Consider the following 7160-nt stretch of genomic DNA (forward strand, 5'->3'; position numbering starts at 1 on the left):
GTGCCGGGGGCGCGGCGGCGGCCGGACCGCCGTCGCCCGCCGCCGCGCCGAAGACCACGTCCGAGCAGGCGTAGAACGCCTCGGGGGAGTCCGAACGCTGCCAGACGGTGTAGATCAGCTGCCGTCCCGAACGCTCCGGCAGGGTGCCGCCGAAGGTGTACGAACCGTTCTCCAGCTTCGGGTCGGTGGCCTGGGCGAACGGCTTCTCCTCCAGGTCCGACCACTTCAGAGGCTTCGCCGGGTCGTAACCGGCCTTGGTGAGGTAGAGCGCGAACGAGCCCCTGTGCGGCGCGGTGGCCCGGAAACGGAACGTGTGGCTGCCCGCCTTCATCGCGGTCGCCGGCCAGTCGGCGCGCGGCAGGTCGAGCCCTTTGAACTTGTCGTTGCCCGCGCTGCACAGCTTGCCGTCCGGGATCAGTTCGCGGTGCTTGCCCGCCGCGTTGGCGATGTTCACCCCGTTCCAGTCGTACAGCGCCTGTGTACCGCCCGCCGCGACCGCGGCCCGGCAGGCAGCCGACTTCGGGCTCTCCGGCCCCTCGGCGAAACACGCCGAGACCCGGCTGACCGGGTCGGTCAGCGAACCGTGGGCCGCGGCCGGGGAGGCGGAGAGACCGGTCAGCGCGAGCGGCGCGACACCCAGGGCGAAGATCCCGGCGAGCCGGCGACGAGCGGTCGTGATGGCGGTCATGGGTGGCGTTCTCCTTCGACGGGGCACGTCTGGGTGCGGACGTCCGGTGCGGGGGATGCGGGGCAGGGCCCGTGCGGCGGCGCGACCCCCCGTACGGACGGCGCCGACGGGACGGACCCCGTCCCGGTGATCAGCAAACTAGCCGCCGTCGCAGGCGAATCCGGCTGTGGAGAGGGCCTGGAAGCCATCGTTATGGCGGGCTTAAGGAGCCACTCAGAAGCGATTATGAACAGCGCGGTAGCGCCGCTCCGGACGCCCCGTCCCGCCGTACCGCAGTGTCACCTCGGCCCGCCCCGTCTCCGCGAAGTACTCCAGATAACGCCGGGCGCTGACCCGTGACAGGGAACCCGCCTCCGCGCACTGCGACGCGGACAGCCCCTCCGGGTGCTCCCGCAGCACCCGCTCCACCAGATCGGCGGTATGCGCCGCCAGCCCCTTGGGCAGTTCGCGCGAGCCCGGCGGGCGGGTGCCGAAGATCCGGTCCACGTCCTCCTGCCGGGCCTCCTGGTGCGCCTCGTCGAGAGCGTCGAGCCGGTTGCGCAGCGAGGCCACGTGCCGCACCTGCTCCTGGAGCGCGGACGGATGGAACGGTTTGATCAGATAGTGCAGCGCACCGGCCCGTAGTGCCGCCCGCACCACACCCGCGTCGCGGGCCGCCGTGATGAACAGCGCGTCCACACTGTGGCCGTCCGTGGCAGGGTCCTCCGCCGCACGGAGTTCGCGCAGCACACTGATGCCGTCCATATCAGGCAGATAGATGTCGAGCAGGACCAGATCGGGACGCAACTCCCTCGCCGCGCGGAGCGCCTCGGCCCCGCTGTGGGCCGCCCCGACCACCGTGAACCCGTCCATCACGGACACATAGCGGCAGTGCAGCTTCGCGACCATGAAGTCGTCGTCCACCACCAGCACTTTCGTCACGTCGACACGGTAGGGCGCGACCACAACGACCACAACGTCCGTTGATTGCGGAACGGAGACAGCTCGTCAACGCGCAGGCAGCATGTGGGCCACCTCACAGAGAAAGGTGGAACCCGTGCGACTGCGCACTCCCCTCGCCCTGGCCGGGGCGGCGCTCCTGGTGCTCGTGGCACCACCGCTGCTCTCCACGGGCAGCGGCTCCGACACCGGGACCCAGATACCCGGCCTGCGCCTCATGGTCCCCAACACCCCCGGCGGTGGTTACGACATCACCGCACGCACCGCCGCGAAGAACGCCGAGGACGCCGGACTCACCCACAACGTGGAGGTGTTCAACCTCCCGGGCGCCGGCGGCACCGTCGGCCTGGCCCGGCTCGTGGGGGAGCACGGCAACGGCAAGCTCGCCATGTCGATGGGGCTCGGGGTGGTCGGCGCGGTCCACACCAACAAGTCGCCCAAGACACTCGGCGACACGACCCCGATCGCCCGGCTCACCGAGGAGCAGGACATCGTCGTCGTCGCCAAGGACTCCCCGTACAAGACCATCGGCCAGCTGGTCGAGGCATGGAAGGAGAACCCCGCCAAGCTCCCCGTCGGCGGCGGCTCCTCGCCCGGCGGACCCGACCATCTCGCCCCGATGCTGATGGCGAAGGCCGCAGGGATCGCGCCGAAGGACGTCAACTACATCCCCTTCGACGGCGGTGGCGAACTCCTCGCCTCGATCCTCGGCAGCAAGGTCGCCTTCGGCGTCTCCGGCGTCGGCGAGTACCTCGACCAGATCGAGGCGGGAGAGCTGCGGCTGCTCGCCGTCACCGGCCCGAAGCGGGTCCCGGGCCTCGACGCACCCACCCTCCGCGAGTCGGGTCTGGACACCGACTTCACCAACTGGCGTGGCATCGTCGCCCCGCCCGGCCTCTCCGGCGCCGAACGGGACAAGCTCGTCGCCCTGATCCGGAAGCTGCACGACTCACCGCAGTGGAAGGAGTCGATGAAGAAGAACGGCTGGGACGACGCCTTCCTCACCGGCGACGCCTTCGGGGACTTCCTGGACGCCCAGGACCAGCGGGTCGCCACCGTCCTGAAGGAGCTGGGACTGTGACCGCCGGGACTCCCGAACCCACCACCGCCCCGAAGCGCGGCAACTGGCTGCGCGACCACTCCGAACTCGGCGTCTGCGTCCTGCTCCTGGCCCTCGGCGTCCTCGTCCTCACGGACGCCCTCACCATGAGCGTCGACATCACCCAGCGCGGCCCCGTCGGTCCCCGGACCGTCCCCCTCGTAGTCGGCGGCGGACTGCTGGTCATCGCCGTGCTCCTCGCCGTCGACGTCCTGCGCGGCGGACGCGGAGAGGCGGAGGGCGGCGAGGACATCGACCTCTCCGAACCCGCCGACTGGCGCACGGTGCTCCTGCTCGCCGGAGTCTTCCTCGCCAACGCCGTCCTGATCGGCCCGCTCGGCTTCCCCGTCTCGGGCGCCCTGCTCTTCTGGGGTTCGGCCTACGCACTCGGCAGCCGCCACTACGACCGCGATCCGCTCATCGCGGCCGGACTCTCCCTCGTCACCTACTTCGTCTTCGACAACCTGCTCGGAGTCCCCCTGCCGGGCGGCCCGCTGATGGGGGTGCTCTGACCGATGGATTCCCTCAACTCCCTCCTCGACGGCTTCGGTACGGCGCTCACGCCCGTCAACCTGCTCTGGGCCGCCCTCGGCGTCCTGCTCGGCACGGCGATCGGTGTGCTCCCGGGCATCGGCCCGGCCATGGCTGTGGCACTCCTGCTGCCGGTGACGTACGGACTCGAACCGACCGGCGCCTTCATCATGTTCGCCGGGATCTACTACGGAGCGATGTTCGGCGGCTCCACGACCTCCATCCTCCTCAACACCCCCGGGGAGAGCGCGGCCGTCGTCGCCGCGATGGAAGGGCATCCGATGGCGAAGGCGGGGCGCGGCCCACAGGCGCTCGCCGCCGCCGCGACCGGCCACTTCGCGGGCGGCATGATCGGCACGATCCTGCTGGTCGTCCTCGCCCCGACCGTCGCCTCGCTCGCCGTGGGCATCGGCGCCCCCGACTACTTCGCGATCATGGTGCTGGCCTTCATCGCCGTCACCTCCGTCCTCGGGTCCTCCCGAATCCGCGGTCTCGCCTCCCTGCTCATCGGCCTCACCATCGGCCTGGTCGGCCTCGACCAGATGACCGGCCAGCAGCGGCTCACCTTCGGCTCGCTCCAACTGGCCGACGGCGTCGACGTGGTGATCGTCGCGGTCGGTCTCTTCGCCATCGGAGAAGCCCTCTGGGTCGCCGCCCACCTGCGCCGCTCCACGGGGGAGCCGATCCCCGTCGGCCGCCCCTGGCTCGGCAGGGACGACGTCCGGCGCACCTGGAAGTCCTGGCTGCGCGGCCCCGTCATCGGCTTTCCCTTCGGCGCGATCCCGGCGGGCGGCGCGGAGATCCCCACCTTCCTCTCGTACGTCACGGAGAAGCGGCTCTCCAAGCACCGCGAGGAATTCGGCAAGGGCGCCATCGAGGGCGTCGCCGGTCCGGAATCGGCCGCCTCCGCGTCCGCGGCCGGAACCCTCGTCTCCATGCTCACCCTCGGGCTGCCCACCACGGCCGTCGCCGCGGTGATGCTGGCCGCGTTCCAGCAGTACGGCATCCAGCCGGGCCCACTCCTCTTCGAGCGCGAACCGGAACTCGTCTGGGGCCTCATCGCCTCCCTCTTCGTGGGCATGGTCCTGCTCCTCGCGCTCAACCTGCCGCTCGCCCCCCTGTGGGCGAAGCTGCTGCGCATCCCGCGCCCCTACCTCTACGCGGGCATCCTGTTCTTCGCCGCCGTCGGTGCGTACGCGGTCGGCGGTGAAGCCGTCGACCTGGTGATCCTGCTGGTCATCGGTCTGATCGGGCTCGGCATGCGGAGGTACGGACTCCCGGTGCTGCCCGCAGTGATCGGCGTCATCCTCGGCCCGGCCGCCGAACAGCAGCTGCGGCGCGCGCTGCAGATCAGCGACGGCAGCGCCTCCGGGCTGGTCAACACACCGTTCTCCGTGACGGTGTACGGGGTGGTCGTGCTGATCCTGGCCTGGCCCCTCGTGAAGAAGCTGGTGATACGGCGCAGGGCGGCGGTGGAGAAGTAGCCGCGGCCGCGGGAGGGGGCCGCCCGGTACGTCACGGGCGGCCCCCTCGTACCGTTCCTCCATGACAGCTGCCCCGGCCGACGAGATCCGTGCCGCCACCGCCGCCGACGTGCCCGCCGTACGGGCCGTCACCGATGCCGCGTACCGCCACTACATCGCCCGCATCGGCGTGGTACCGGCCCCGATGGAGGCGGACCACGCGGCGGACGTCGCCGCGGGCCAGGTGTACGTCACCGGGGACCCGGACGTCCTCGGTGTGCTGGTCCTCGTCCCGCACGAGGACCACCTCTTCCTGGAGAGCGTCGCGGTCCACCCGGACGCGGCGGGCCGGGGAGCCGGCCGGCGCCTTCTCGCCTTCGCCGACGCACACGCCCGCACCCTCGGCCTCCCCGCGGTCCGGCTCTACACGAACGCACTGATGTGGGAGAACCAGGAGCTGTATCCGCGGTACGGGTACGAGTTGGTGGAGCGGCGCGTGGACGGACCGTACGACCGGTTCCACTACCGCAAGCGCCTCACGGGCCGACCGGTTGTCAGTGGCGGCTGACACCATCGGACGCATGACGATCGACTGGGACGCTGCCGCCGACTCCTTCGACGAGGAACCCGACCACGGGCTGCGCGACCCCGCGGTCCGGGAGGCATGGGCCCGGAGACTGGAGACCTGGCTCCCCGCCACGGGCTCCGACGTCCTCGACCTCGGGTGCGGCACCGGAACCCTCTCCCTGCTCGCCGCCGAGCGGGGGCACCGGGTCACTGCCGTGGACGCCTCGCCGCGCATGGCGGACCGGGCCCGGGCCAAGCTCGCCGGGACCGGTGCCGAGGTGCTGGTGGGGGACGCGGGCCGGCCCCCGGTCGGGGACCGCGGATTCGACGTGATCCTGGCCCGGCACGTGGTGTGGCTGCTGCCCGACCCGGAAGCCGCCCTGCGCCACTGGCTCGGTCTGCTGAGGCCGGGCGGCCGGCTGGTGCTGGTCGAAGGGGTCTGGGACGGGGCGGGCATCCCGGCCGGGCACCTGACCCGGTTGCTCGCACCGCTCGTCGAGCGCGTGCACCACGAACCGCTCTCCGGTGACCCGGCCCTCTGGGGCAGGGAGGTCGACGACGAGCGGTATGCCGTGCTCGCCCACACCCGGCCGCCGCACCGGCACAGCGAGGTCGTCGACGTCCACCTGATCCTGCGCCGCGGCTCCGAGATCCTGCTCGCCCGCCGCGCCGGCACGGGGTACGCGGACGGCCTGCTCCACGCCCCCTCCGGCCATGTGGAGGGCGGCGAGGACGTCCGCGCGGCGATGATCCGCGAGACGGCCGAGGAGATCGGTGTCGCCCTGGACCCGGACGAGCTGCGGGTGGCACTGGTCATGCACCACAGGGGCCCCGGCGGCGCCCCGCGCATCGGCTGGTTCTTCGAGGCGCGGTACGACCCGTCCCGCCCGCCACGCAACGCCGAACCCGACAAGTGCTCGGAGCTCACCTGGTCCGCGCTGGACGCCCTCCCGGACGACATGGTCGCGTACTGCCGCGCGGGGCTGGACGGTTACCGCGCGGGGGAGCGCTTCCTGATCCACTGGCACGAGGACGGCGACCCGATCGCGTACAGCCCGGAGGGGCCGGGGCGGGCGGTGCCGCTGCCGCCGAGCGCGGGGCCGGACGCCCCCTAGGCCAGCAGTCCCGTCAGGCCCTCCGTGCGGGCGAGGTGTTCCAGGTCGTCCAGGGCCCGGGTCGCGGCCCGGGCCGCCTCCGGGTCCCGGTCGACGAGGCCGCTCGCCTCGAACTCGTCCTCGTCCAGGCGGAGGACGGACGAGCCGTCCGCCGACACCCACAGGTCGAGATCCAGGTCCTCGACCAGGAGTTCACCGTCTCGGAGCACCGCCGGGCGGGTCACGTCGCAGTACCAGCCCTTCAGTGTGCCGTCACCGGTGCGGACTTCCTTCACCGCGAACCAGCGGTCGCGCCAGTAGTGTTCGGTGAAGACGTCGCCCGGCTCGAACCGTACGAAGCCGAAGTCGCGGACTCCGGGCGCCGCCCAGGGCGCCCGTACCGTCACACGGTTGCCGTCGTCGCGGACCACGTCCGCCGGGTAGCGGATCTTGGTCCGGCCCGCCTTCGTCAGGGCGACGGTCAGAGCGGCCGGTTCAGGCGAACGTGCGGACATGGCGTACCTCCGTGGCACAGATCTCGTAGCCGAACCAGTTGTTGATGGCGAGCATGGGGCCGTTGCCCGCGTCGTTGCCGGTGTACGCGTCCGTGTACCCCGCGGCCCTGGCCCGGTGCAGGGAGTCGTTCTTCGCGAGCTTCGCCAGCCCCCGGCCCCGGTAGGCACGCCGGGTACCGGTCATGCCCGTGGAGTAGCGGGTCAGGCCGTCCGTGGGGGGCCCGGGGGTCGCGGGCCCCCCGCCCGCCCCCCAAGCGACCCCGG

7 protein-coding genes and 2 pseudogenes are annotated in these 7160 nt (G+C 71.9%); 5 read left to right on the plus strand and 4 right to left on the minus strand.

Features of this window, described 5'->3' with window-relative positions:
* Positions 1 to 688: lytic polysaccharide monooxygenase (locus tag ACFWSK_RS37015; RefSeq protein ID WP_383796397.1), on the minus strand; the 688-nt coding region annotated here is incomplete at its 3' end.
* 213 nt (positions 689 to 901) lie between these two features.
* Positions 902 to 1609, minus strand: a complete 708-nt coding sequence (locus ACFWSK_RS37020; protein WP_383796399.1) for a response regulator — start codon at positions 1607 to 1609, stop codon at positions 902 to 904.
* Positions 1610 to 1724: 115 nt separating this feature from the next.
* Between ACFWSK_RS37020 and ACFWSK_RS37025 the strand changes: the two genes are divergently transcribed.
* The 5 genes and pseudogenes from ACFWSK_RS37025 to ACFWSK_RS37045 all read left to right on the plus strand — a co-directional run.
* Positions 1725 to 2708, plus strand: a complete 984-nt coding sequence (locus ACFWSK_RS37025) for a Bug family tripartite tricarboxylate transporter substrate binding protein (RefSeq protein WP_383796402.1) — start codon at positions 1725 to 1727, stop codon at positions 2706 to 2708.
* Positions 2705 to 3238: a tripartite tricarboxylate transporter TctB family protein gene (locus ACFWSK_RS37030; RefSeq protein WP_383796404.1), complete on the plus strand. Its 534-nt coding sequence runs from the start codon at positions 2705 to 2707 to the stop codon at positions 3236 to 3238. The genes ACFWSK_RS37025 and ACFWSK_RS37030 overlap by 4 nt, the downstream gene beginning before the upstream one ends.
* Before the next feature lie 3 nt (positions 3239 to 3241).
* Positions 3242 to 4741, plus strand: coding sequence for a tripartite tricarboxylate transporter permease (locus ACFWSK_RS37035; protein ID WP_383796407.1), 1500 nt, complete (start codon positions 3242 to 3244; stop codon positions 4739 to 4741).
* 61 nt (positions 4742 to 4802) lie between these two features.
* Positions 4803 to 5288, plus strand: coding sequence for a GNAT family N-acetyltransferase (locus tag ACFWSK_RS37040; protein ID WP_383796410.1), 486 nt, complete (start codon positions 4803 to 4805; stop codon positions 5286 to 5288).
* Positions 5289 to 5301: 13 nt separating this feature from the next.
* Positions 5302 to 6375: pseudogene (locus ACFWSK_RS37045) on the plus strand (methyltransferase domain-containing protein); the annotation flags it as partial.
* A gap of 23 nt (positions 6376 to 6398) precedes the next feature.
* Here ACFWSK_RS37045 and ACFWSK_RS37050 read toward each other — a convergent pair.
* Positions 6399 to 6896, minus strand: coding sequence for a DUF402 domain-containing protein (locus tag ACFWSK_RS37050; RefSeq protein ID WP_383796413.1), 498 nt, complete (start codon positions 6894 to 6896; stop codon positions 6399 to 6401).
* Positions 6877 to 7160, minus strand: a pseudogene (locus ACFWSK_RS37055) (GNAT family N-acetyltransferase); the annotation flags it as partial. The pseudogene ACFWSK_RS37055 and the gene ACFWSK_RS37050, both read right to left, overlap by 20 nt.

It is taken from the genome of Streptomyces sp. NPDC058620 (assembly GCF_042717135.1).
GTDB lineage: Bacteria > Actinomycetota > Actinomycetes > Streptomycetales > Streptomycetaceae > Streptomyces.

Bases quoted from the DNA above. Each gene is read 5' to 3' on its own strand.
- ACFWSK_RS37035 (WP_383796407.1), top strand. From the start codon at position 3,242: ATGGATTCCCTCAACTCCCTCCTCGACGGCTTCGGTACGGCGCTCACG.
- ACFWSK_RS37040 (WP_383796410.1), top strand. From the start codon at position 4,803: ATGACAGCTGCCCCGGCCGACGAGATCCGTGCCGCCACCGCCGCCGAC.
- ACFWSK_RS37050 (WP_383796413.1), bottom strand. From the start codon at position 6,896: ATGTCCGCACGTTCGCCTGAACCGGCCGCTCTGACCGTCGCCCTGACG.